The sequence below is a fragment of the Pseudoalteromonas aquimarina genome (assembly GCF_049257255.1).
GTDB lineage: Bacteria > Pseudomonadota > Gammaproteobacteria > Enterobacterales > Alteromonadaceae > Pseudoalteromonas.
In genome coordinates this window covers 443862-468366 of record NZ_JBMMUG010000002.1, presented here as the reverse complement: position 1 = coordinate 468366, position 24505 = coordinate 443862, and the positions used below count along the sequence as shown (strand labels likewise).

Annotated in this window: 28 protein-coding genes; 16 read left to right on the top strand and 12 right to left on the bottom strand. The window is 38.9% G+C overall.

Annotated elements, in window-relative coordinates; genetic code table 11:
* Positions 1 to 116 precede the first annotated feature (116 nt).
* The 5 genes from proB (at position 117) to AAEU29_RS07100 (ending at position 3859) form a co-directional block, all read left to right on the top strand.
* Complete coding sequence (gene proB / locus AAEU29_RS07120; RefSeq protein ID WP_421972671.1) at positions 117 to 1238, top strand: glutamate 5-kinase; 1122 nt, start codon at positions 117 to 119, stop codon at positions 1236 to 1238.
* On the top strand, positions 1235 to 2470 hold the full coding sequence (locus AAEU29_RS07115; protein ID WP_421972670.1) for a glutamate-5-semialdehyde dehydrogenase: 1236 nt from the start codon (positions 1235 to 1237) through the stop codon (positions 2468 to 2470). Before proB ends, AAEU29_RS07115 begins: the two co-directional genes overlap by 4 nt.
* A gap of 43 nt (positions 2471 to 2513) precedes the next feature.
* Positions 2514 to 2924: a methyltransferase family protein gene (locus tag AAEU29_RS07110; protein WP_421972669.1), complete on the top strand. Its 411-nt coding sequence runs from the start codon at positions 2514 to 2516 to the stop codon at positions 2922 to 2924.
* An 80-nt stretch (positions 2925 to 3004) separates the two neighbouring features.
* Entirely contained in the window at positions 3005 to 3376 is a 372-nt protein-coding gene (locus AAEU29_RS07105) for a glutaredoxin family protein (protein WP_010560969.1), read from the top strand.
* A 111-nt stretch (positions 3377 to 3487) separates the two neighbouring features.
* Positions 3488 to 3859, top strand: a complete 372-nt coding sequence (locus AAEU29_RS07100) for a hypothetical protein (RefSeq protein ID WP_421972668.1) — start codon at positions 3488 to 3490, stop codon at positions 3857 to 3859.
* A 37-nt stretch (positions 3860 to 3896) separates the two neighbouring features.
* On the opposite strand, the gene AAEU29_RS07095 is transcribed toward AAEU29_RS07100, so the two are convergent.
* Positions 3897 to 4856 carry an ATP-grasp domain-containing protein gene (locus AAEU29_RS07095; RefSeq protein ID WP_421972667.1) on the bottom strand — a complete coding sequence of 320 codons (960 nt, stop codon included), beginning with the start codon at positions 4854 to 4856 and terminating at the stop codon, positions 3897 to 3899.
* Entirely contained in the window at positions 4856 to 5200 is a 345-nt protein-coding gene (maoP, locus tag AAEU29_RS07090) for a DUF413 domain-containing protein (RefSeq protein WP_421972666.1), read from the bottom strand. The genes AAEU29_RS07095 and maoP overlap by 1 nt, the downstream gene beginning before the upstream one ends.
* A 106-nt stretch (positions 5201 to 5306) precedes the next feature.
* Here maoP and AAEU29_RS07085 point away from each other — a divergent pair, with 106 nt between their 5' ends.
* Positions 5307 to 6179, top strand: a complete 873-nt coding sequence (locus AAEU29_RS07085; RefSeq protein ID WP_421972665.1) for a LysR family transcriptional regulator — start codon at positions 5307 to 5309, stop codon at positions 6177 to 6179.
* 2 nt (positions 6180 to 6181) lie between these two features.
* On the opposite strand, the gene AAEU29_RS07080 is transcribed toward AAEU29_RS07085, so the two are convergent.
* Positions 6182 to 6595, bottom strand: coding sequence for a GNAT family N-acetyltransferase (locus tag AAEU29_RS07080; RefSeq protein ID WP_421972664.1), 414 nt, complete (start codon positions 6593 to 6595; stop codon positions 6182 to 6184).
* A gap of 12 nt (positions 6596 to 6607) precedes the next feature.
* Positions 6608 to 7213: a LysE family translocator gene (locus tag AAEU29_RS07075; RefSeq protein WP_421972663.1), complete on the bottom strand. Its 606-nt coding sequence runs from the start codon at positions 7211 to 7213 to the stop codon at positions 6608 to 6610.
* A gap of 92 nt (positions 7214 to 7305) precedes the next feature.
* On the opposite strand from AAEU29_RS07075, the gene AAEU29_RS07070 reads away from it, so the two are divergent.
* The 4 genes from AAEU29_RS07070 to AAEU29_RS07055 all read left to right on the top strand — a co-directional run bounded on the left by AAEU29_RS07070 (position 7306) and on the right by AAEU29_RS07055 (position 11839).
* A complete protein-coding gene (locus AAEU29_RS07070) occupies positions 7306 to 8688 on the top strand; it encodes an aminotransferase-like domain-containing protein (protein WP_421972662.1) in 1383 nt (460 codons plus the stop codon).
* Between the two features lie 91 nt (positions 8689 to 8779).
* A complete protein-coding gene (gene gltX, locus AAEU29_RS07065) occupies positions 8780 to 10264 on the top strand; it encodes a glutamate--tRNA ligase (RefSeq protein ID WP_421972661.1) in 1485 nt (494 codons plus the stop codon).
* A gap of 143 nt (positions 10265 to 10407) precedes the next feature.
* Positions 10408 to 11049 (top strand): outer membrane protein, encoded by a 642-nt coding sequence (locus tag AAEU29_RS07060; RefSeq protein ID WP_421972660.1) that lies wholly within the window; start codon positions 10408 to 10410, stop codon positions 11047 to 11049.
* A gap of 88 nt (positions 11050 to 11137) precedes the next feature.
* On the top strand, positions 11138 to 11839 hold the full coding sequence (locus AAEU29_RS07055) for a DUF3581 family protein (protein WP_421972659.1): 702 nt from the start codon (positions 11138 to 11140) through the stop codon (positions 11837 to 11839).
* A gap of 26 nt (positions 11840 to 11865) precedes the next feature.
* On the opposite strand, the gene AAEU29_RS07050 is transcribed toward AAEU29_RS07055, so the two are convergent.
* The 5 genes from AAEU29_RS07050 to azu all read right to left on the bottom strand — a co-directional run bounded on the left by AAEU29_RS07050 (position 11866) and on the right by azu (position 17228).
* A complete protein-coding gene (locus AAEU29_RS07050; protein WP_421972658.1) occupies positions 11866 to 12384 on the bottom strand; it encodes a hypothetical protein in 519 nt (172 codons plus the stop codon).
* Positions 12381 to 13475, bottom strand: coding sequence for a hypothetical protein (locus AAEU29_RS07045; RefSeq protein ID WP_421972657.1), 1095 nt, complete (start codon positions 13473 to 13475; stop codon positions 12381 to 12383). The genes AAEU29_RS07050 and AAEU29_RS07045 overlap by 4 nt, the downstream gene beginning before the upstream one ends.
* On the bottom strand, positions 13476 to 14498 hold the full coding sequence (locus AAEU29_RS07040; RefSeq protein WP_421972656.1) for a phospholipase C/P1 nuclease family protein: 1023 nt from the start codon (positions 14496 to 14498) through the stop codon (positions 13476 to 13478).
* 122 nt (positions 14499 to 14620) lie between these two features.
* A complete protein-coding gene (locus tag AAEU29_RS07035; protein WP_421972655.1) occupies positions 14621 to 16165 on the bottom strand; it encodes a methyl-accepting chemotaxis protein in 1545 nt (514 codons plus the stop codon).
* 610 nt (positions 16166 to 16775) lie between these two features.
* Entirely contained in the window at positions 16776 to 17228 is a 453-nt protein-coding gene (azu, locus tag AAEU29_RS07030) for an azurin (protein ID WP_421972654.1), read from the bottom strand.
* Positions 17229 to 17370: 142 nt separating this feature from the next.
* Between azu and AAEU29_RS07025 the strand changes: the two genes are divergently transcribed.
* From AAEU29_RS07025 to AAEU29_RS07000, 6 genes are all read left to right on the top strand, one after another.
* A complete protein-coding gene (locus tag AAEU29_RS07025) occupies positions 17371 to 17877 on the top strand; it encodes a DUF3087 domain-containing protein (protein WP_421972653.1) in 507 nt (168 codons plus the stop codon).
* 162 nt (positions 17878 to 18039) lie between these two features.
* Positions 18040 to 18414 (top strand): type IV pilin protein, encoded by a 375-nt coding sequence (locus AAEU29_RS07020; RefSeq protein WP_421972652.1) that lies wholly within the window; start codon positions 18040 to 18042, stop codon positions 18412 to 18414.
* An 8-nt stretch (positions 18415 to 18422) separates the two neighbouring features.
* Positions 18423 to 18863 carry a pilus assembly FimT family protein gene (locus AAEU29_RS07015; protein ID WP_421972651.1) on the top strand — a complete coding sequence of 147 codons (441 nt, stop codon included), beginning with the start codon at positions 18423 to 18425 and terminating at the stop codon, positions 18861 to 18863.
* Complete coding sequence (locus tag AAEU29_RS07010) at positions 18847 to 19236, top strand: type IV pilus modification PilV family protein (RefSeq protein WP_421972650.1); 390 nt, start codon at positions 18847 to 18849, stop codon at positions 19234 to 19236. The genes AAEU29_RS07015 and AAEU29_RS07010 overlap by 17 nt, the downstream gene beginning before the upstream one ends.
* A 2-nt stretch (positions 19237 to 19238) precedes the next feature.
* Positions 19239 to 19745, top strand: a complete 507-nt coding sequence (locus AAEU29_RS07005) for a PilW family protein (RefSeq protein ID WP_421972649.1) — start codon at positions 19239 to 19241, stop codon at positions 19743 to 19745.
* Positions 19745 to 21697: a DUF7305 domain-containing protein gene (locus AAEU29_RS07000; protein ID WP_421972648.1), complete on the top strand. Its 1953-nt coding sequence runs from the start codon at positions 19745 to 19747 to the stop codon at positions 21695 to 21697. The genes AAEU29_RS07005 and AAEU29_RS07000 overlap by 1 nt, the downstream gene beginning before the upstream one ends.
* 246 nt (positions 21698 to 21943) lie before the next feature.
* On the opposite strand, the gene AAEU29_RS06995 is transcribed toward AAEU29_RS07000, so the two are convergent.
* The 3 genes from AAEU29_RS06995 to AAEU29_RS06985 form a co-directional block, all read right to left on the bottom strand.
* Positions 21944 to 22336 (bottom strand): MmcQ/YjbR family DNA-binding protein, encoded by a 393-nt coding sequence (locus AAEU29_RS06995; protein ID WP_421972647.1) that lies wholly within the window; start codon positions 22334 to 22336, stop codon positions 21944 to 21946.
* A gap of 136 nt (positions 22337 to 22472) precedes the next feature.
* Positions 22473 to 23660 (bottom strand): vWA domain-containing protein, encoded by a 1188-nt coding sequence (locus tag AAEU29_RS06990; RefSeq protein ID WP_421972646.1) that lies wholly within the window; start codon positions 23658 to 23660, stop codon positions 22473 to 22475.
* Between the two features lie 7 nt (positions 23661 to 23667).
* Positions 23668 to 24504, bottom strand: coding sequence for an AAA family ATPase (locus AAEU29_RS06985; protein ID WP_421972645.1), 837 nt, complete (start codon positions 24502 to 24504; stop codon positions 23668 to 23670).
* Between the last annotated feature and the right edge of the window lies 1 nt (position 24505).

Genomic DNA, 24505 nt, shown 5'->3' with positions numbered 1-24505 from the left:
ATTTGGTTTATTTGGTGGTTTGCATGATATTTTTTTGTGTGAGACCATTTTACCCTTGTTGATTTTCTCAGCTTTGATATAACAAAGGTTGTTGCCTGAGGTGTTAGGTGTTGGGAATGAGTGACGGGAAAAAAACAATTGTTGTAAAGCTGGGTACGAGTGTATTAACCGGTGGCAGTTTTACTTTAGATAAAGCGCATATGGTTGAATTAGTGCGCCAGTGTGCCCAATTAAAAAAGAAAGGGTACAAAGTTATTTTGGTATCGAGCGGTGCAGTTGCTGCGGGTAAAGAGCATTTACATTTAAGCTGTGATTTAAGCAATGTGAATAACAAACAAATGCTTGCTGCCGTTGGCCAAAGTCATTTAATTCATACATGGCAAACCTTGTTTAACTTGTATGGCATGCATGTGGGGCAAATGCTGTTAACACGTGCAGACTTAGATGACCGCGAGCGCTATTTAAATGCACGCGATACGCTAAAAGCACTTATTAAGCACGATATTGTGCCGATCATTAATGAAAATGATGCGGTGGCAACACAAGAAATTAAAGTTGGGGATAATGATAATTTATCGGCTTTGGCTGCCATTCTCGCTAAGGCCGATAAATTGTTGTTACTGACGGATCAGCCGGGATTATTTACCGCCGATCCGCGCGCTAACCCAGATGCCAAGTTGATTAACTTGGTCGATAAAATAGACGCTAATTTAAAAGCATTGGCAGGTGGCTCGGGCACGCATTTAGGCACCGGCGGCATGGCAACTAAACTGCAAGCAGCTGACATTGCATGCCGAGCTGGCGTTGAGGTGATTATTGCTGCAGGCCATAAAGACAACGTAATTGTGGATGCGGCACTTGGTGAAGATGTTGGCACACGTTTTTTAGCTACGGCATCAGTGAAAGAAAGCCGCAAACAGTGGTTGATGGCAGGGCCGCCAGCAAGCGGTGAGCTGATATTAGATGAAGGCGCTGTTCGCGCAATGAAACACTCGGGCTCAAGTTTATTAGCAAAAGGCTTGAGTGATGTGCTTGGTGAATTTGAACGCGGTGCCATGGTGAAATTATGCGACCAAAATGGAGAGCAAATAGCACGTGGCATTTGTCGATATTCATCAAGCGATTTGGCCCAAATAAAAGGGCAACATTCCGAGCAAATCAATCAATTGCTCGGTTACGACTATGGGGCGGTGGTGATTCATCGCGATGATTTGGTACTTATTGGAGGATTAACGTGATTACGCAATTAGCACAGCAGGCAAAGTTAGCAAGTTTTGATCTCGCTGTGGCGACAACAGCACAGAAAAATACAGCATTAGAAAATATTCGTTCCATCATTTTAGAAAATGCCGAACAAATCGAACAAGTGAACCAGCGAGATATTGATGCTGGTAAAGAAAATGGCTTAACCGAGGCCTTACTTGATCGTTTGTTATTAAACAAAGAACGCATTCTAGGCATTGCCAATGATATTCAAAGCTTAATAGCAATGGATGACCCTGTTGGCGGTGAATATGATGGTAGAGCGCTTGAAAATGGCCTGCGCTTAAAAAAACAAATTGTGCCATTAGGTGTGGTAGGCGTTATTTATGAGGCGCGCCCCAATGTTACTTTAGACATTGCCTGTTTGTGTTTAAAAACCGGTAACGCCAGCATTTTGCGCGGCGGTAAAGAAACACTTAATACCAACACTTACTTAGTTGAATTAATTGGTAAAGCACTTATTGATGCGGGCATTAATAAAGACGCAGTGCAATTAATTACCAACCCAGATCGCGCCTTAGTTCTTGAGCTTTTAAAGCAAGATAAGTACATCGATATGATTATTCCGCGCGGTGGCGATACGCTGCAAAAAGTATGCGTGGAAAACAGCACAATTCCGGTGATCACTGGCGGTATTGGTATTTGTCATTTATACGTTGATGCTTCAGCTGATTTGCAAAAAGCGTTGGATGTTATTGAAAACGCTAAGGTACAGCGCCCAAGTGTGTGCAATGCACTTGATACTGTGCTTATGGATGAATCAATTGCAAAGCAGTTAGTGCCACTATTAGCAAAGCGTTTAGAGCAAGTGACACTTAAAGGCTGTGAAAGAGCGGCAGCGCTAAGTGAACGCGTTAGCCTAATTGCTGATGGTGAATACAGCAAAGAATGGCTAAGCCTAACACTTGGCATAAAAGTCGTTGATGATATTAATCAGGCGATAATGCATATTCGTGAGCATTCATCAGGTCACTCAGATGGTATTTTGTCTGAGAGTTTAAGCAACACGAATAAGTTTGTTGCAGCGGTAAATTCTGCGGCGGTATATGTTAACGCGAGTACCCGCTTTACTGATGGTTCGCAGTTTGGCTTAGGTGCTGAAGTTGCCGTATCAACACAAAAGCTGCATGCCCGCGGGCCTATGGGCTTAGAGGCATTAACCACATATAAATGGGTAGGTGAGGGTGATTACCTCATTCGCCAATAAGCTGAATAATAAAATCCCACCCCCTGTGGTGGGATTATCTTGTATGCTGGGCATGTATTTAGTGTCAGATGCTGAATTCACATTTGAGATTATTCGCACACTTAATTTTAAACTGTTTGCACTTGCCGTTTTGCTTGGGGTAGCGATTGCCCTTGCTGGTGTTATTTCATTTCGTAAAGCCAGTACCACGGTAAACCCACTTAAACCTGAAACCGCCTCAAGCTTAGTTACTAGCGGTATTTTTCAATACACGCGAAACCCCATGTATTTGGGCATGGCTTTAGCGATTTTAGGCTTTGCTATTTTACTTGGCAGTTGGTTAAGTTTGTTAGGTGTTGTGGCATTTATGTTGTTTATTGAGCGCTTTCAAATTAAACCAGAGGAAGCCGCGTTAACCGAGTGCTTTGGTGAGCAGTTTACACAGTACAAAACAAACGTCCGCCGTTGGCTCTAAATAAGCAAAACTAGCTTAGGGCTAATCTTTATTCGTTCCAATATTTACAGTAGAATGCCGCCAAATTGATTGGAGGTTGTATGAAGTTTGTTCGTTGGTTATTAGGCCGCATTATTTTATTTTTTGATTTTATTACAACACCACGTGGTGTTAAGCGCGATGCACAGTTACAGGCTGAAATTGACGCAAAAACCCAAAACCTAAGCTTGTATCAATTTAAAGCGTGCCCGTTTTGCGTAAAAGTACGCCGTGCAATGAAGCGCAACAGCTTAAATATTGAGTTACGTGATGCAAAAGCCGAAGGTATTCACCGTGAAACGCTTGCAGCAGAGGGCGGTAAGGTTAAAGTGCCGTGTTTGCGTATTGAGCAAGACGACAAAGTAACATGGCTTTATGAGTCTAACGATATTATTGCCTTTTTAGAAAATGAAGTAGCAAAAAAAGCTGCTTAAATTGCTAAAAATCAAATTGATATAAACGCAGCTTCGGCTGCGTTTTTTGTTTTTTGACATTTTGCATGTAATATACAATTTAATTAATAGTTGTTTTTCATGGATAGATAAATGAAGTTGCTGTTTTTGCTGTTATGTTTTCCACTTAGTTTATTGGCGAACCAATGCGGTACAGATATGGACACGTCGTTAGTTGGTGGAGGTTGCGTCTGCCCGATAGGTAAAGATTGGCGCTACGGCAAATGTGTCAGTAATGGGTTACCAGAGTTTGCTATTGATGATGCAAAAGGTGGTTGGCAGTGCATAGATGGCTATGTTAAAAAGGGCACTCACTGTGAAAAATATGTAGTACCTATTGCACAGAGCAAGTTACTTAAAGTGGCAGCTGTTGATTGTAATAGCAATAGTAAAAGTAGTCGCAAGTGTAAGCTGCCTAAGCAATTTCAAAACTATTTATCGAACAAACAAAAAACGCAGCCGTAGCTGCGTTTTATTATTAAGCTGAAAGTTAGTCGTTGCTTTATTCTGACGATTTAGCAGCAGATACTTTAGATGTTTTTTTTGCTGAGGTTTTTTCAAAAATACCTAAGCGAATGCGAATAAAGTGGAAGATTTCGCGCGGTACGTCAATATCAACTGCGCTTTCTAGCCCTTCAAAACCTGGTGATGAGTTTGCTTCGCAAATTTTAAAGTGTTCTTGATCGAATAATAAATCAATACCCGCTACATCTAAACCAAGCACGTTCGCTGTTTGTGTTGCAAGCCATTCAATCTCAGGTGTAATTGGGTAAAGCTTACCTGTACCGCCTAAACTTACATTTGCTTTGAAGTTTTCACCGTTTGAATTACGTTCCATACAGGCAATTGCGCGACCACCAATAGTAAATACGCGTAAATCACGTCCGTGGCTGGCTTTAACAAACTGTTGTAAAATGATATTCGCTTTTGGACTTGTTGCTTCAATAAGCTGCATTAAGTCATCAAATTCACCTGGTGATTTTGATAAAAATACACCGCTGCCTTGTGAACCAGAAAGTGTTTTAACAACAACAGGAAAACCAATTTGTTTTTCAACTAGCGCCACGTTTACTGGAAACTTAACTAGCATAGTGTCTGGTGTTGGTAAATTTTTCTCAGCTAAGATTTGCTGTGCAAACAGTTTATCTTTAACGGTTTCAATTGAATGTGAGCTATTTACACAGTAAACACCTAAACGCTCTAAGTGGCGAATAACCGCAAGTGTAAAGTACGTTGTGCCTGCACCCATGCGCGGCATAACAAAGTCAGGTAATTGCTGACGCTCGCCATCGATCAAAATACTTTTTTCATCATCACGAGTCACTGTAAGGTCAAACTGATCAGGGGAAAAAACTTGAAGATCGATGTTTTCTTCTTTTGCTACTTCAACTAAGCGATTAATTTCATATGCTTCTTGTCGCAATAGCATGTCATTGTGTTTGTAAATTATCCAACCACGCACTAATAATTACCTTCTAATTCATTAAGAGTGTTGCCAACATTTCCAGGCGTACTGCCAGTGAGCGTGTGAATTCTTCTTCCTTGTGTCACCGATTTATACTTGTGCCACAAACTTTCGATACGCGTTTCGGCTTCTCGTTTAGTGTGGCACATAATCACGAAATTCTCTTCCGTATGATTTTGAGGATCTGCAAGTTGATGTTCTAGTTGAAATAATCTCTTACCAATGGCTGTTAACAACTCTGCTTCTTGAATTGTAAAGTGGCCGCTACGGTTAAATCCTTGTGGAAAATTCAGGTCATCATAGAAATTGCTTGTTTTTACAAAACCATGTAATAAGTCCATATGATATTCTCATGTTGACAACTTTGCCCATTTTGGCGGAGTATGCGTGAATTGCGTTTAACAAGTACAACAATAAAAATTTATCGTCACGATAAGAGATAGCGTTTTGGATATAGAATTAATTAAGACCTTTATTGAAGTAAAAGACTGCCGTCACTTTGGCAAAGCAGCCGAAAATTTATATCTAACCCAAGCCGCAGTAAGCTCCAGAATTCGTCAGCTAGAGCAGTATTTTGGTGTAGAGTTATTTGTTCGCAACCGCAACAATATTCAATTAACAGCCGCGGGAGAGCGTTTTGTTTCTCATGCTGAGGTGATGATGCAAACGTTGCGTATGGCAAAGCAAGATGTTGCATTAACGCAAGAGCAAGTGACACAAATTTCGATAGCAGGCACCCCAAATACGTGGGATACCTATATTCATGATGCAATTTCTAAAATTTATGCATCGCAGCCTGATGTTAGTTTGGTTGCGGAGATTTTGGCGCGTGAACAAATTACTCGCCAATTACTTGAGCGCTCATTAGATATTGCGATTATTTTTGATCCTCCGAAAGCGGAAGAATTAAAAATAGAGCTACTCTATACCTTTGCGCTTATTCCAGTTTCAACCACGCCAGACACTATTGCACAGCCAAGTGATGTAGCGCGTTATATTCGTGTTGATTGGGGAGCGCATTTTACCGCGTGGCATGCAAAAGAGTTAAAAGGCATGGTTACCCCGGTGATGCGAACAAGTACGGCACGTATCGCACTCGATTTAATGTTGCAGTGTGGCGGCACAGCCTATTTACCTGATGTATTAGTAGAGCCATTTATTGAACAAGGCTCATTGCATCGATTAGATGCATTACCTGAGTTTAAGCGTGATGTGTATATTGCGTATCATAAAGAGAATGAGCATGCACAAAAGCTACACGCTATTCGCCGCATGTTAGGTAAAGAAGAGCCAGAAGCACCCACTATTATTGTGCCTTAAATTTAATACATATTCGGTAAATAGATTTCCATATTAGTGTCAGGAAATTTAGGCGCTTTAAAACCAAACTGTTGATAAAGTCCATGAGCATCTTTAGTCGCAAGGGTGAAACGCCTTAAACCTTGTAACTTAGGATGTTCAACAATGGCTTTCATGAGCGCTTTACCAACTCCAAAGCCTCGGTTATTTGGTAAAACAAAGACATCGAGTAAATTAGCAAATGTAGCATAGTCACTTACTACCCGTGCAAATGCGAGTAGTTCATCCTCATCACTTTTTACAACAAAGCATAGTGAGTTGCTTAACGCCGTTTTTAATGTGTGCTTTGGAATATTTAAACACCAATATGCATGAAGCGATAAAAACTGATGAATGTGCTCAAAATCATGCTCATCAATTGTGTGGCACACCTTCATATTATTTACTCCTTAATAAAAAATAAGTGGCAATGTCAGTAGCAGCAAACTCGCCATGACTAAATTGAAGCGTTTAAGCTTTTGTGGATTTTGTAAAAAGCCCTTTAAATAACGACCAACACCAACCCAAAAAAACGAGCAGGGCAAGGTTGCCAAGTTAAACACGATTACACCTAGCAAGGCTGAAGGCCAGTACTGTTCATTGGGTAAAGTAAGTGCGGTTACTAGAGTGAGTAACATTGCCCATGATTTAGGGTTCACCAGTTGAAACAGTGCCGCTTGGCTAAATGTCATAGGGGAGGCGCTACTGTTACTGCTATTTGGCTTACCGCGAGCAATCTTAATTGCTAAATAAATAATGTAGCTGGCGGCAAACACACTTAATACTTGATGCAGCATTGGAAACTGCTCAAACAGCTTGCCAAGGCCAAGTAACATAGCTAAGTGCATACACGTCATGCCGATACGAATGCCCACAATATGCGGCAGCGTTTTACGAAATCCAAAATTCGCCCCTGAATAGGCGAGCAGAATATTATTTGGTCCAGGAGTGAGCGTGGCACTTATGCTGAATAATATAAGTGCAGGTAGTAATGACAATACTGTGTTGGTTTCCATTTTGACCCTTAAATTGTATCAATACAATTTCATGTTTATTTATATTGTTAGCAATGGCATATTGATTAAAAAGGATCAATTGAAATATTGTTATGAATACAATTTGGTTTCCAGATATAGCGGAGTACCAAGAGCTCTGTAAAATAAGTTCAAAATATCAAGCGCTTGCGGTTTTAATTGAGCGTGTCGCCCAATCTGGGGTAATTTCTGCGGAGCAAAAGTTGCCAGCGCAGCGAATTTTGGCTGATCACCTTGGTGTGACTCATGGCACGGTTACGCGCGCCTATGATTTACTCGTTAAGCGCGGTATTGCGACAGCAAAACTGGGGGCCGGCACGTTTATAAAAGCACAGTCAGTACATTTGGATGAATTAGACGATACCGACTTTTCATCGAGCATGATGCCGCTTATGGGGCAACAAAATATATTGGCTGAGCAAATGCGCAAGCTAGCAAATAACGCCTCTGCGCTGACAGATATTTTGCGCTACAAACTCAATGGCAGCGATGAACTACAAGGTATTTTTAAAGCTTGGTTAAACGATAAAGGTTTGCAAATTGGCAAGCAGGAACTAATTTTTTGCCAAGGTGCTCAGCAAGCGATTTATAGTGTGCTTGCTGCATTGTGCCAACCTGGCGACACGGTACTTCACGAAGAAATGTGTTATCCGGGTTTTTATCAAGCATGCGATTCACTCGGTTTAAATACAAAACCGATTGAGCTTACACCTGAAGGCATCGATTTAAACGCCCTTGAGGCCTACTGTAAGTCACATACCGTAAAAGCGATTTACATTACGCCAAACTGTCAAAACCCCACCAATATTCGCTATGACCAAGCAACGTTAGATGGGCTGCTTGCGCTTAGCCAGCGTTATAACTTTTTTATTCTTGAAGATGATGTGAACTACTGTTTGCCTGAAAACTGGCGTTTACCGCTTTGGCAAACAGCCAATGACAGAGTGTTTTATATAGGTAGCTTTTCAAAATATTTTGCTGGTGGCTTGCGTGCTGGTTACTTAATTGCGCCATTTTTGTGGCAGCAAGCAGTGCTTAAGCAAATTCATAGTCAGTGTTGGTCGGTATCTATGATGAATTTTGAGTTGTTAGCACTTGCATTACACGATGATGAATTTAAACGTAACCAATTACAGCTCGCAGAAGAAGTAAGAGTGCGCATCAACTTACTGCGAACACTTTTTGAAAAACATGGCTTACAGGCAGTGTTTTCGGGCTTGAATGTGTATTTACCTCTGCCTGAACATATCAATATGTTCTCATTGGCAAATCAATTAAAAGCAAATCGCGTAATTGTGCGAACCGTTGATGTATTCACACGTAATGGCAACGCGAATTGCAATGCACTTAGATTTACTTTAGGCGGTCCCAGCTCACGACAAGCATTTGAACTTGGTCTTGCTCGAGTTGATCAAGTACTACGGCATCGTGATGGTGGTATTGAAGTGGTAATTTAGCTTAAAAAAGTGTGGGAATGACTTCGAAAAATAGCTGTGGTGTGCTATCTTTTCGCCAATTTTATCGCTATCGATTTATAAGAGACATTTGATGACAATTCGTACACGTGTTGCACCGTCACCAACCGGTGATCCGCATTTAGGAACGGCCTATATTGCACTATTTAACTACTGCTTTGCGAAACAGCAAGGTGGTGAATTTGTACTGCGTATTGAAGATACAGACCAAGTGCGTAGCACGCGTGAATCAGAACAAGCGATTATGGATAGCCTTAAATGGTTAGGCCTTAATTGGGATCACGGTCCTGATGTGGGTGGCGAGTTTGGCCCTTACCGTCAGTCTGAGCGTTCTGATTTGTACAGAAAGTTTGCGCATCAATTAGTTGATGAAGGTAAAGCGTTTTACTGTTTTGCCACAGCTGAAGAACTTGACCAAATGCGTGAAGAGCAAATGGCTGAAGGTCTTCGTCCTAAGTATGATGGCCGTGGTTTAAATTTGTCTGAAGACGAAATTAAAGCAAACCTTGAAGCGGGTAAGCCTTACGTTATTCGTATGAAAATTCCTGCTGAAGGTTCTTTTAAGTTTAACGATTACCTACGTGGCGAGATTGAAATCCCGTGGGAAAACGTAGACATGCAGGTACTTTTAAAAGCTGACGGTTTCCCAACCTATTTCTTAGCCAATGTGGTAGATGATCACCATATGGAAATTAGCCATATCTTCCGTGGTGAAGAGTGGATTAACTCAGCGCCTAAGTTATTAAAACTTTACGAAGATTTTGGCTGGCAGCCGCCAGTACTAGGTCACTTACCACTGCTGCGTAACCCTGATAAGTCAAAATTATCTAAGCGTAAAAACCCAACATCGATTAATTACTATAAAGAGATGGGCTTTTTACCAGAAGCATTGCTTAACTACCTTGGCCGTATGGGTTGGTCAATGCCAGATGAGCGTGAAAAGTTCACGCTTGATGAAATGATTGAACACTTTGATATGAAGCGTGTATCACTAGGTGGTCCAATTTTTGATATCGACAAGCTTAACTGGTTAAACGGTTTATGGATCCGCGAAAACTTATCTGACGAAGAGTTAATGGCGCGTTTCTTTGACTGGAAATTTAACCCTGAGTTACTTGCTAAAGTATTGCCACAAGCAAAAACACGTATTAATACGTTATCTGACTTAGTTGATTTAGCAGGCCACTTTGTTGCGGGTACACCACAATATGACCCTGCATTATTAACAGCTGGCAAAGTAGAAGAAGATATTGTGCGTGAAGCATTACAAATTTTCATCTGGGAATTAGAAGCACTACGTAGTTGGGAAAAGTCAGAGATTTTTGCCATTGCAAAAGCGGTTGCAACTCACTTTGACCTTAAAATTAAAGACTTCTTAGAGCCGATTTTTGTTGCTATTACCGGTAAAACATCGTCTACATCGGTTGTTGATGCAATGGAAATTCTTGGTTCAGATATGTCGCGTGCACGTTTACGCGTGGCACTTAACCACATTGGTGTATCGAAGAAGCAAGCTAAGAAATTAGAAAAAGCTTATAAAGAGTATCAAGCGCAATAATTTTTGCTTGGTAACTTATTTTTAAAAAGCCAGCATTATGCTGGCTTTTTACATTTTATTACTATTAATTTGTAGTCGTTTTACTTATTTTAGGTACGATATATCCGGTTTTGATTTTTCATTTAAATACAAAAGGATATGTTATGAAACCGGTTTCTTCTTTGGTTCTTTTTCTCGCTCTGTTACTTCCTATTTCCACCTTGGCAAATAATCAGAATCAAGGGCAATATTTTATTAATTTTGGTCTTGCTTCTAACTATTATAACTACAACAGTAAGGATGCAAGAGACGAACTAGATCAAAACTTTCAAGACTTGCTAGATGAATATGATTTAAATGGCGACGATGCCGATATTGTGAATGCAAGTATTGGTTTGGGTTACTACCTGACGAATGACTTAGCTGTACGCGCCAATTACACCTATGGCATTGAGCTGGATTGGTTAGATTTTTGCTTTTTGGATTGTAAAAACAATGTTTACCATGATAGCGATGCGAGCATTCTCACTTTAGATGGTATCTATCACTTTTATTCAGTAAATGACAAACTTTCATTTTACGGTTTAGCAGGCCTTGCAGTTACTCATGTAACGACCAAACTTTCTTATTGGAGAGATCATCAGCGAGAAGTGATTACACGAGAACACTCAACAAATTACGGTGCCAATTTAGGGCTTGGTGTGCAATATAACTTTGCGAAAAACTGGGGGCTAAAAGCGGGCTATAGTCACCATACCTTCTTATCAATGGATAAATATTACTTGAATATGGAGTATCGATTTTAAACGCTATTTTAGCCTTTCAACAGGTATGACCAATTATTCAGAAAAACGCTGATAAAATGCGCGGCCAAGTTAAAATTGAGGTTATTTTATGTTATCTGGTTTCTATCAAGAATCTGAAGGAAAAGTATCGTTTACACGTGATCAGGCAAGCCGATTTGCGAAACTGATTGCTGACGATTACAACCCGCTTCACGATATTGATGCAAAGCGTTTTTGTGTGCCAGGTGATTTACTTTTCTCAATGGTGTTAAACAAGTACGGTGTAAGTGAAAAAATGCACTTTACTTTTGCTGGTATGGTTGATGAGAAAGTATCTCTTACTTTCCCTGACGCTGACAGTGATATTGCATTAACACAAGATGATAAAGTGTACTTATCGGTAAACCGTGAAGGTGATACTTCAACCTGTGAAGAGCTGACCAATAGTTTAATTAAAAACTATGTGGAGTTTTCAGGTAAAGCGTTTCCACATGTGATTATTCCATTAATGGGTGAACAAGAGGTGATGATTAACCCTGCGCGCCCAATGGTAATGTACGAGTCAATGTCGATTGAGTTTTCTAACCTTGATGTTAAACAACCTGTGTTAGAGTTTGTGACGCCTGAATTTGAACTTTCAGGTAAGCGTGGAAAAATCACACTACCTTTTGTTTTTAAAGATGGCGACAAAGTAATTGGCAAAGGCGAGAAGAATATGCTGGTTTCGGGCATACGCGAGTATTGTCAAAAAACAGTTGATGAATTAATTGCCTATTACAATCAACGTAAAGTTGATTTAAAACCGGCTTAAAAATTGATATAGAAAAAGGCGAGCATCTAGCTCGCCTTTTTTAGTTCTTCTTCCAAGGTTTGACTTAGTTGTTCAAGTGCTTTTATTTTTTCTTTAGCAAATTCGATTTGTGTTTGATCAATTTTTGCTTCTAACCCTCTAGCAAGCCAACTATTAAGTAATTTCACCTTTTCTTTCGCTGCTTGAATATAGGCTGTTTTAAGAGCTATTTCTTGTTCATTCTCATACACTAAGTAAGCGTCGTGATCATCTAAATCACCGGTAAATGTTGTCTCTAATTTAGTTGGTGATATCGGCGGAATATCAACCTTAACATGCGTTTTTACAGGGCTGATTAAAGTGGTTTTTAATCTGCTGTTAACGGTTGGTACTGGTGTTTGTGCTTCAATGGATTGTATTTTTGTTGCGGGTTTTTCTCTTGAATGTACGGTTTTTGGGGTATTCATAGCACTATAAACTTCAGGGCTCATTGGCAAATTGCTAAACCAACTAAGCGCGATAATTAAGCCTATAACTATGCTAGCTAACAGTAAATTTAATTTCATAATTGGCCGCCTTTTAGCCATTGATTTTTAGCATTGGCATACTGATTTTTGGCCAATGTTGCTGCAAGGGAGGTTTTTGCCTGATAAACAACGGTTTCACTGTTTTCAGGATAGTAATCATATTTTTTATCAAATACTTGAATGATCACCCACTGGTTTTTAGGTGTGCGTAAAAGTGTAGGGCCTTGTTTTGTGGATAAATTGAATGCGGCTTGATTAACAAAATTAGTGTTAAGTGCTTGACGTTTTATAACTGCTTTTTTTCTATTAAGCTGTTGTGACAGCTCGTTATTTTTATAAGCGTTTTGTGCAGTTTCTTGCGAGCTAAAGGAAAGCGATGCGGCTGTTACTTCTGAGCTGTAGCGAAATTGCTGTTTATTTTGTTTGTAGTAATGAGCTATTTCTGACGATGTTATCTGCTTTTTCAAATTGTCGAGGTAAGGGCTTTCATTATGCATACTGGCTTTTACACCGAGGTAAGAGAGCAGTGCTGGTGTGATAGCCTGACTTGTACTGAGTGACTCGAGCACCTGCCAGCGAATATTTGGGTTTTGATGCTGTTGCTTTACGCTTTGGTAGTGGGCTTCTACCTTTACGAGTTCAGTGAGCTGTTTTACGTCCCCTTGGTGCAGGTTAAAACGTGCTTGCATCGATGCATCATTATAAGCATCTGCCAATGTGTAGCCTTCAGTTAGAGACTGAGTTAACTTAGCTAAATTTTGCGTTGTTGCGATGCCATTATGAGGATAGTTACCAAGTAGCTGTTTTAGTTTTGTGCTGGTAAGAGCAATGTTTGGCACTGAAACTTTAGTGCTTTCATTACTTAATAAGCTGATCATATAGCGTTTTTTATGATAGTTAGTGCTAAAGCCAACACTTGCAACACGATTTAATAATGTTGGTGCTTTTTGTTTAGCGAGGGCAAGATGAAAGTACAGGGTTTCAAGCCTTTGTTGTGTTTGCTGCTTGGATAATTGCTCGCCTTGCTTGATATAAAACTGGTTCATAAAAGCAATTTCATCGTAATTAAATTGCACATTAGCGTGTGCAAAGCACGCTAAAAGCGTGCTTAATAATACTAAGAACTTCATTTATAGCTGTACCACGGCATGATTAAGTAAATGAACGACCATAGCAATGGCATGTGGGATCACGACTTGCCCGGTATTTACGCGGTCATAATGGTCTTTCGAGTTAAGGACTATGCCACCTTGTGAATATGAAAGCGCACCACCTTGAGTAAGAATAGGGCGGATATCTTGCTGGCTTGCATCAAGTGTTGCGTAGTATTCAAGTGCTTGGCTGACTTTACTAAAATCGTTTAGTTGTTCTTTGTCGTAGTAATCTTTTACCCATGATTCCCAACCAGAGTGATTTAATGCAGACGTTACCCAAGTGTGGTGTGGTTGTAGTAAATCAGTGGTGTGAAATACAAATCCTAGGATCTGAGGGTTTTTGCTTTCGACAAACTTTTGAAACCAGTATTGACCTAAATGATCAATTGGTTGGAACGGCATTTCTTCAAAGTCATCATACATGTTGTAGTGTGAGTGACCATCAATACGGTAGTTTGCTTCAGTGATTCCGTAGCTATTGTATTTAGTTGAGTCAGAACCAAACCAGCCGGTTTCGCCACCGCGGCCATCGTCCAAGTAATCGCCTTTTAACCAAGTGGCGGCTAAATTATCAATGTCACCCCATACCGTAAGTTTTTGGTAGTTATAACCGCCAAAGTCATTGCCGTGTTGGTCAGGGCCTTGAGTATGGTTTTGAAAGTGCCAGTAGCTAGTGTATTTTACAATGCTCTCAGCTGCGCCCCAAATAGGCGCTTGTACGCAAGAGCCTGTGATTGCGCCACAAAAGAATGTATCTTCAAAATCATCAACGTCGTAAGCTGCTTGCCCTAGCAGATTTGCTAACTGAGTTACCGTTAGATTAAGCTGTGACGCCCAGTTCGCTAATTTTGCGTATTCTGTGGAATTAGGGTTTTGCTGCATATAATTCACAGCATCAATCACAATACGTTTATGTGTTTCTTGTGAGAATGCATTAGCTAGTTGGCTGACTGCAGCAAGCGAGCTTGCCAGCAGTAGCGAGGTGAGTTTGATGTTCATATTTACCTTTATTTTTGTTGTTAATAAAGGTACTAAACTAAGTGGTTATTTTTACAGCCAATTTACATTTATATGAAGTATTTACTCTAAAGCTTAAGCGTATTAATTAGTAAACACGTCAATTAAAAGAGTTCTACTTCGTTATGGGCGAGGTTCCCAGTAAGCTTTTCAACCATTTTATTTAGATCATCAGTGGCTTTATTGACACTTGCACTCACGGTATTGCTATTTGCAATTTCTTGATAGTTATCAGTTACTGATTTGAGATGCTTTAAATTCTCATTAAGTTGATTATTTATATTTACTTGGCGAGAGGAGATGTCTGACACAAGCTGACTTTGCGAGGTCATATTACCCATTTCTTCACTAATTTCGTTTAATGATTCGCGAACCAAGTTTGATTGCTCGTGGTTTTTTGCGGTAATAGATTCAGATTCATGCATAGCCTCAACAGCTTGTTTGGCAGCAACTTGTAAAGATTTTATTATTTCGCCAATATCTAATGTTGATTGCTGTGTTTTTGTAGCGAGCATTCTAACTTCGTCAGCAACAACAGCAAAGCCTCGGCCTGCTTCACCTGCTCTTGCAGCTTCAATTGCCGCATTAAGCGCAAGTAAATTAGTTTGTTCCGCAATACTTGTAATGACATCAAGTACAGAGCTTACTGAGCCTGCTTCTTGATCGAGCTGTTTTATTATTTGTGATGTTGATTCAACTTGTTTGGCTAATGCAAACATGTCTTTAGAGGAGTCAATCATTTGTTGATTACACAGATTTGATTTTTCAAGTACGGTATTTGTTGAAAGATGAGCATTATCACTCTGTTGCGCTAGCTCTGTAGCAATATGTACGAGCTCTTCAATAATTTCTTCCATTTGTTGTGTGCAGTGGAGTTGTTCAGTAGAGCCATTCGAGATTTGTTTACTTACTTCAGTTAATAACGAAAAGGCAGTTTCAACATCCATTTTTACTAAAGATATGCTGGACACTGTATCGACAATATGGGATTTAATCTCAGTTGCAGCGTTTCTGAGTTCACCTAACTCATCGTCTTTGTCATAGTTGAGTGCAATATCATATTTGCCATCGGAAATTTCGGTAATTTCGCTAATTAACTGCCTGAGCGGATTGATGATTAAAGAGTTTAATAAAAGTAAAACCAGTAAAACAGAAGAGATTGATAACACGATTACAATGATTGGGTAGATAACAGTAATAGTATTTTTTTGCTTATTAATTGTTTTTTGTACGTTTACAACCTGTTCGTTTTTGCTTTCTACTGTCGATGTTAACTGTTGGCTAAATTGTTTATCAATGCCTCTTATTTTTGAGTCAACATCTTCCATGATTGTACCTGAGCTAAGCTGATTTTTTGCTTCATTATAGCGTTCGAACAATTTTTGATGCTGAGACCGTAACGCTTGATACTTTGAGGAAGTATTTAATTGAGTTTGAATTTCATTTTGAAGGCTTGAGAATTGCGCCCAGTATTTTTCTTGCTCAGCACTACGTATTAGCGTGTTTTTCCATGCTTGAACTTGATCTTTAAAAAGTATCTGAACGTGTGTGATGCTGTGCGCCTGCGATACTTCATTATTCAGTAAGCCATCATATTCGGCAAGTAACGCTTCTAGTTTGTATATGCTAAAAAAGGAACTCAACATCATTATGAATGTTGCGCATATAATTGGAGCAAGTATTTTAGTGCGAATTTTCATGGGCAAACGTAATCAGTTTTTTTATAAAGTTTTAATTAGGATTGGACGTTTGTCGAAAAATTAAAAATAAGTTTGGTTTATCGTTACTAGAAAGCGAGCAGAATAGGGAATTTAGATATAAAAAAACCGCGATGTTCGCGGTTTTTTTATTTTTGGCTAGTTAGCCAGCTTAGGAATTGGCGTGCGTCGCTTTTGTTCTCGAAATCAACGCGTTGATTGCCTGACTTATCTTCGAAAGTCACCTTGCTTTTGTTGATGGATGCAAAGTCCACAGGCAGCGCCACATGGATTTTGGATCCTTGATATAAATAGTCCATTTTCGACTCTCTATTCTATGTGTTTAGAGTAAACACAGGTTTAACATGTGCAATCACTGGATCAGGGTGATTGCGATTTCCATTAACTTAATACAGAGTTATGACGTTTTAATGACGTTAAAGTTCATTTTAACGTTACTGTATTTTCAAAGTGATTTACCACTATAGTGCTTTGTTGATTATAGTTATAAGGACAAATGTCCTTAAGGGCGTTTAAAAAACGCCCAGAAGAGATGGTTTAATTACTTAAACTCTAATTTACCTTTCATTATTGCCCAGTGACCAGGGAACGAACAGAAAAAGGCATAGTCACCGCCCACTTTGAGCTTATCTGTTTTAAAGGTTAATGTAGTTGTTTCACCACCACCGATTATTTTTGAAAAGCCATAAACGCGCTCATCTCCCGGTTTTACATATTGATTTGCAATACCTGCTGACATTCCGTCTGTAGCTACAGCCTGAACATTTGCGCTATCAACCACGACAATATTATGGCCCATCGTTTTTGCTGGCAGTTTGCCTGTATGTTTCAGTTCTATGCTGATTTCTTTACAGTCTTTAGAAAAACTTAACGTTTTTTGGTTAAATTGCATCATGTCGTTTGCTTCGAGCGTAGCTGAACATGACGCTGAAGCATTGACAGAAAAAAATGATGCAGCAAGAGAGAGTAGACCTAGCTTGATTAAACATTTCATATATTTTACAACTCAAATGTTATTGAGAATTATTTCTATTTTATATTTTGTGAGCATGCATGCAAGGTTTTGTTTCATTTGATTAATGGTAAAATGATTTTTCAAAATTCAATGTTCTATTAATTAATAGGTAATTACGTTAATGAAAATTCAAGAGATCAATAAAGCTCGTTATCGCAATCATTTAAATAAAGTGATTGTAGGTTGTATTGGGGCGTTAGTGATTGGTAGTTTGGGCATTGCACAAGCCCTTATTGCTATTTTCCCTAGTGAGCAGGGCAGCCATTTTCATTGGAATCTTTTAGGCGTAGTTGTGACGTGTTTATTCATTGGTAGTATATTAAAAAAATATAAGCACCATGACTTTATGACTGAAGTAACGTATGTGTGGGAATTAAAAAAGCAACTGAATTACATCACCAGAAAAATGCGTAAGTTAAAAGCCGCAGTTGAAGAGGGCGATGTTGTTGCAATGCAGATTATTAACTATTCATATGCTGGATCGCGTCAACTTTGGCAGCTGGATGATAACACTATCACTATGGAAGAACTTAGCATCTGGCAAGCTGAATTAGATGCAAAAGCACGAGAAGTGAATGTAATCCTTGATACGGATAAGTATGAAGCTAAATTACTTTCAAAATATTAAAGTTCTATTTGATTGAATCATTTCTTAAAACTGAACAACCCCTGCGTATCCAAATAAAAATTAGTTTTTTCATTTTGTCTATTTTTTAGACTTTTCTATACTTATTCTATACCAGTTACAAATGGATTTGCATTTCTGGTATTTGTATAGAAGGGGATAGAAATGCAAAGACAAATGGGTTTCACGCTTGTTGAAATTATGATTGTTGTCGCAATCATAGGGATCCTTACAGCATTAGCTCTACCAGCTTACACTGAATATGTTAAAGAAAGTCGGAGAGTAGATGCTCAGCAATATCTGCTGCAACTCTCTGGTACGCTTGAACGAAATTATACTCGCCTTGGTGAGTACCCAACAGAAGACTCAATTACCCCTGAAACCTCAGATTACTATGCTTACAAATATTCTCGCGATAGCGACACTTCATTTACTCTAAGTGCTAGTCCTAAAGGAGCTCAGTCAGACGATAAATGTGGTGATTTATCGGTTAATCAACAAGGTGCAACGACTGCATCACTCGATACCTGTTGGCGTTGAGGTGATTTATGAAAAACGGATATACCTTAATAGAGCTAGCGGTTGTTTCAAGTATTGTAGGGGTTTTAAGCACCGTTGCTATCCCTTCTATGATCACTTCTATTAAATCTGACAGGCTGGTTGCTACAGCTAATCAATTAACCAGTACATTTAAATTTGCTCGAAGCGAAGCGGTAAAAAGAGAAACCGACGTGCAATTAGTTGCCTCAGGAGGTGATTGGTTAGTTCAACTGGATGGCGAAACAATCATGACGTTTAGCAGTAATTATTCAAGTGTCAGTGTTAATGGTTTAGCAAATATGACTGTACGTGCTTCTGGTGAAACCACAAGCATAAATTTAACTATTGAAGATGGCGATGCGGATACGGTTGACCGTTGTTTTTCTGTTTTAGTGAGTGGGCAAAGTCAGTTAACTAAAGGAGGGTGTGTAAATGAAAGCACCCAATAAACAACGAGGCTTCTCTTTAATTGAAGCAATGGTTGCAACGGTAGTTTCAGCCATAGCGCTTTTAAGCTTGGGTGTTGGGCAAGTTAAATCCCTTCAATATGCATCGAGCAGCTTAGATTATACCCTTTCATTAATACAGGCGAATAATGCAGTTGAGCAATCATGGGCTAATTTGTGTGAACTACAAAATGGCACTCTGACATTAAATGATCTTAATGTAGCAACCCAAACAGATAAATATGTTATTGAGTTTCCAAACGGTTTTGACGTTGATGATTTTGAAATCAGGGTAAGTTGGAGTGACGAACGCATGACAGATAACCTCGCTAATACAGCTGGTTTAAATGTGAAGTTACCAAGGGTGTGCTCATGAAAATGCATAAAGGATTTTCTTTAGTCGAATTGATGGTTGCTATGGCTGTTTCGATGTTTTTGGTTGCCGGAACAGGCTTTGCTTATATTGGTATCTCAGATTCAATAAATCTATCTAAGAACATCGAAAATACCCAAGAGGTTTTACGATACACGTCAGATGTGTTTGGTCGAAGCTTGAAACAAACACTTGTTACACCAGTTTCTACTGGTACAGATAATATTCGCATTGTTCAAGATAAAGTGGGCTCTGTGGCATGTGATGGCACAGTACCAATTGTTGCACCTTACACCGAATCTTTTCGTTTTGAAGCGCCAAATTTGTTGTGTAATGCAGGAAATGGGGAAATTGTTATTTTACAAGGCATTGAAAATATGTCGATTGTTATAAATGGGGATCTTGTCGAAATCACTGTTTTACCTGGTGACTTTCCTATTGCAGATTTACCTAATGGGGTAAGAATAGATATTTCCTTGAGTAGTAAGATTTTATTGGAGGAGACTAACTGATGCGTAGTTCTTATCCATCAAAAGGTTTCGCGCTTTTAAGTATTATGCTGTTAGTAATGATGGCAAGTGTACTTGTAGCGGGTTCTCTGAAAGATAATTTTATCCAAGAAAGGCTAACAGGTAATTTTCACAAGAAAATTAATTCACGCCATACCGCAGAATTAGGTGTGATAAATATTCGCGAAGAAGTTGAAAATATGATCAAAGCCAATCCATATATGGAATTGGATGATTTTATTGAGGCAGTGACAAATAATACAGATATGCTCGTAAGTGAAGGGCTATCAGATTCAAGCAAATATCGCAGTGAAATGACATCCGTTTCGGGAGATTTATTCACTTTTAAAACGCAAGGTAGTCAATTTGAAGGGCGAGATACTTTAAGTGCCGTTTTCAAATTTGTACCAGGCAATGTCGTTAACTACCCCTCACCATTTGCAACAGGGCTTACTGGTTGCGATGGCGTCGTTTTAGGAGGTAGTGGCGAAGCTGATAGTTATAACTCTAAGGATGGTGCATATGGAGGTGATAATGTTGGTGATGCAGTGACAGTGAGTACGGTATCCGATATTGGCGTAATTACCATTAAAGGTGGCGCAGATATACAAGGGGATGTTAAAGCAACAAGTAATGTTATTTTTGGTGGTTCGGCATCTATATCGGGGAATTTAAGCACCAATGGATTTGTTGATATCACAAGTGCATCAAGCTTTATCGGTGGAGATGTAACAGCATTAGATTATGTTGATGTAAAAAATACTATTATCGGTGGCACAATCCAAAGTAATAGTTACATTACGTTATCTCAAGTTGTGGTTGGCGGGGACGTAATTTCTTCCCCTGTTTCAGGCTCTTTGAATGATCCCTCAAATGTCAGTATTACAGGTGAAACTGTTTATGGTGGTGTTTATAGCAAAGGGGATGTTTTTCTTAATAACACCATTATCGATTATGACACCTCGACCTTATCTTATGGTGTTCAAACATATGGTAATTTTGTGCAAACTTATGGTCGGGTAGATGGGGGTATTCGTGTTATTGGTGATGTTAGTTTACCCAAATGGGGCACTACTATTACCGATAAAGATTTATTGTATGCCGGTACCGGTAGTTTTATTGAACACACCGATTTTGGTTTAGGAGATTTCCACGATACCGAAGAAAATATCTTAGCATTATTCGATGAGATTGAGCCACTTGAAGAAATTCCGTTTGATGATGGCAGCGGTGTAGGTGATGTACAATGCGATCCACTGAATATTGATAGTCAGATGTCAGATATTAATGAAGGTTACGTTTCTAATGGTGATTTATTTGTAAGTGGTTCTGGTAGTGGCGATGTTTTTGTCATTGGAGAAACAAGTGCGGAGTTTTCAGTTGACAGAAATTCTACAAATCAAGGTAGTGTAGCTTCTTTAGAAAGTGTAAGAGCTACTTTTTTAAGCTTAGAACGCGATGTGATTATGGTCGATAACGTTTCTGTTAAAGGGCATATTAAAATTGCTGAGAATTCCCATGTAGTGTGGTTTATTAAAGGCAATTTTGAAATGGGCGGCCAATCTAGCTTAACCATTCCCGATGGCAGTAGTTTGATGATTATTATTCAAGGGACCTTTGAGGTTGGTGGCGGTGGAGAAATATACACCCCTGATGTTGGTTTGACTAATCCTGATAAGTTACCTGTATTAAGTATTTTTAGTGATTATGTTGGCGATGGCATTGCTATTCAAGGTGGAACTGAAGATATTTACGCAGCTGTTTATGCACCAAAAACAGATGTGACAGTAACATCATCCGCTGATTTTATGGGCGCAATTTTAGGAAAAACGGTATCTGTAACTGGCAGTGGCGCTTTTCACTATGATGCTTATCTAGGTGAATCTGTGGTTGGGCCTGATCCAAATGAATCTTCAACTGGGAAGTTCCAGTTCTTGGGATTCCAGTATCTATAAAATACTTTCAAATAAAAAAGCAGACTTCTAGTCTGCTTTTTTTTATGTTGAATACTCAGTGATTGTTAAAGTTCTATTGTGAAGTGTTAAAAGATTTTATTGTTAATATTTTTATGTTCAATTTACTCTATCTTCTATCTTCTATCTTCTATCTTCTATCTTCTATCTTCTATCTTCTATCTTCTATCTTCTATCTTCTATCTTCTATCTTCTATCTTCTATCTTTAAATAGTTAATTTATATAGCTTACAAGTGCATCGAGATGAGTTTTTGCTCTTTCTTGGTCATTTTATTAACTACAAGTAAGAATGAGTTATCTATCATTCGCTCAATCTCACCTTTTGGAATTGAATCGTTTAGAATAACCGTATTCCAGAGCTTTTTATTCATATGGTAAGTAGGGATTACAGCGTCAAAAATATCACGCAATGCAAGTGCTTCATTTGGATCGCATTTTAAGTTAATACAATAATAACCCGCCATTTTTCCATTTGTGCCTTTTTCATTCCCGTTACCTAAAGAGAGAGTTGCAAACATTTTATCTTTTACTTTGAATACATCAACGTTATCACCAAAAGGTTGAGTGACACTCGTGAAAGGTTTCTTCAGTAAATAATCGGTAACGGTTTGTTTATCCATTTCAGCTAATATCCTTATTTTTTTATGGGTTATATACTTTATACTTGAGCGAATAGTCTGCTGGTTTTTGCAAAACACGATATTGGCGCGAACTTTTACATTAAACTGCTCAATAGCATAAACATGTGTTTAAGAATTAATTTAAGCACTTAATCGCTTGGCCAATCCCGTCTAAAGTTAATGGGAACATTCTTTTTTCCATCAAGTGTTCAATTAGGCCTATTGATTGATAATAGTGCCAATGTTGTTGTGGTTGAGGGTTTAGCCAAACAACATTATTAAAATGTTGTGTGATACGCGCTAACCATACTTGGCCAGGTTCTTCATTCCAATGTTCTACACTGCCGCCAGGGTAACTTATTTCATAAGGACCCATTGTGGCATCGCCAACAAATATCACTTTGTAATCACTGGAGAAGCGATTGATGATACTGTAGGTATCAAGCACATTTGTGTATCGTCTTTGATTATCCTGCCAAACATGTTCATACAGACAATTATGGAAGTAAAAAAACTCAAGATGCTTGAACTCAGAATGTGCCGCGCTAAAAAGCTCTTCACAGGTATGAATATAATCATCCATTGAACCACCGATATCAAAGAACATAAGCACTTTTATCGCATTGTGACGTTCAGGTTTCATTTTGACATCAAGCATACCACCTTGTTTTGCGGTTGCGCTTATTGTGCTGTTGAGATCAAGCTCATCACTTTCGCCGCTTCTAGCGAATTTTCTTAATTTTTTGAGAGCCAGTTTCATTGTTCGAGAGCTAATATCAGCATCTTGGTCGAGATTTTTGAATTGGCGTTTATCCCACACTTTGACCGCGCGGCGCTGACGGTTGCCATCTTGACCAATACGAACCCCCTCAGGGTTATAACCATACGCGCCAAAAGGTGATGTACCGCCAGTACCTACCCATTTATTTCCGCCCGCGTGTTTTTTTTGTTGTTCTTTTAAACGTTCAGCCAATGTTTTCATAAGTTGGTCGAGGCCGCCTATGGCTTCTATTTTATCTTTTTCTTCTTGGCTAAGATGCTTTTCAAATTCTTTCTTTAACCAATCTTTAGGTAATTGGTGTTGCGCTTGTAGCTTTGAAAATATATCAACTGATTCAACACCTTCGAAATATTCAGCAAAGGCTCGGTCAAATTTATCAAATTGGGTTTCATCTTTAACTAAGCACAATTTGGCTAAATGATAAAAATCATCAATATTTGCAAAAACAACGTGTTGTTTTAGAGCGTTAATTAAATCAAGTAATTCACGCACACTCACATTTACGCGATGTTTTTTTAAGGTAAAGAAAAAATCTATTAGCATAAAAGGTCTAACGCTTTGCTAAAAATGCTAGTTTTTCAATTAGGCTAACATCTTGTTCATTTTTCAAAAGTGCACCAAATAATGGCATTAAGCCACCACTTTGAGTTTTGTCATGCAGTGTTTTGGCGTCAATATCTTCAGCTAATAGCAACTTTAACCAATCAATTAACTCGCTGGTGGATGGTTTCTTTTTAAGCCCATTTACATCGCGTAAATTAAAAAATACTTGTAGCGCTTGTGCTAGTAAATCTTGCTTCACATTAGGGTGGTGTACTTCAATTATTTGTGCCATTTCTTCTGGTGTAGGAAAATTAATGTAATGAAAGAAGCAGCGTCGTAAAAAAGCATCCGGTAGCTCTTTTTCGTTATTTGAGGTGATAATTACAATGGGGCGTTCAACCGCTTTTATTTGCTGCTGGGTTTCGTATACATAAAACTCCATTTTATCGAGTTCGAGCAGTAAGTCGTTTGGAAACTCAATATCAGCTTTATCAATTTCATCAATGAGTAAAATAGGGCGTTTTTGCGCTTCAAATGCTTGCCACAGCTTACCTTTTACAATGTAATTACTGATGTCATGAACTTTTTCATCACCTAATTGGCTATCACGTAATCGTGATACTGCGTCATATTCATAAAGACCTTGTTGTGCTTTAGTCGTTGACTTGATATGCCATTGAATTAATTCAGTATCGAGCACTTGGGCTAGCTCTTCAGCAAGCATGGTTTTACCTGTTCCAGGCTCACCTTTTATTAATAATGGCTTTTCTAAAGTAATTGCTGCATTAACAGCTAACTTAAGTGATTCAGAAGCGATATAGTTTTGTGTACCATTAAATTGCACA